Raw genomic sequence first — 533 nt, forward strand, 5'->3', positions numbered from 1 at the left:
TCAAGCCCGCCCTGCAGAAGGCCGTGGCGATTCTCGCCCTGCTCATCTGCCTGGCCTACTGCGCGCTGATGGCCTACTCCAGCGAGCAGTGGGTGGCGGTGCTGTTCAACATCGGCACCGGCGCCGAGGACCTGGACCGCTTCGGCGTGCAGCAGTGGCACATCGTGATGATCGTGCCCATCGGCTTCACCCTGATGTTCCTGCGCTTCGCCCAGGTGCTGGTACGCGTGATCCAGAACAAGCAGATCGGTTTCGGTGGCCACGGCGAGCTCGATGACGCCATCAAACTCGCCGAAGAGACGGAGACCAAACGATGACCATCGCCTTTCTGTTCATCGCCCTGTTCGTGCTGATGTTCATCGGCATTCCGGTGGCGATTTCCCTGGGTTTGTCCGGGGCCATGACCATCCTGTTTTTCAGCAACGACTCGGTGCGTTCGCTGGCGATCAAGCTGTTCGAGACCAGCGAGCACTACACGCTGCTGGCCATTCCGTTCTTCCTGCTGTCCGGCGCGTTCATGACCACCGGCGGCG

At 61.7% G+C, this 533-nt stretch carries 2 protein-coding genes; both read left to right on the forward strand.

All coding sequences use genetic code 11. The annotated features are described in order from the left end of the window. The coding region (locus BVH03_RS20025; RefSeq protein WP_143486019.1) for a TRAP transporter small permease at positions 1 to 317 on the forward strand (317 nt) is incomplete at its 5' end. Continuing rightward, a partial coding sequence (locus BVH03_RS26115) for a TRAP transporter large permease subunit (protein WP_143486020.1) occupies positions 314 to 533 on the forward strand: 220 nt, incomplete at its 3' end. The genes BVH03_RS20025 and BVH03_RS26115, both read left to right, overlap by 4 nt.

The organism is Pseudomonas sp. PA15(2017) (genome assembly GCF_001945395.1).
Taxonomy (GTDB): Bacteria; Pseudomonadota; Gammaproteobacteria; order Pseudomonadales; family Pseudomonadaceae; genus Aquipseudomonas.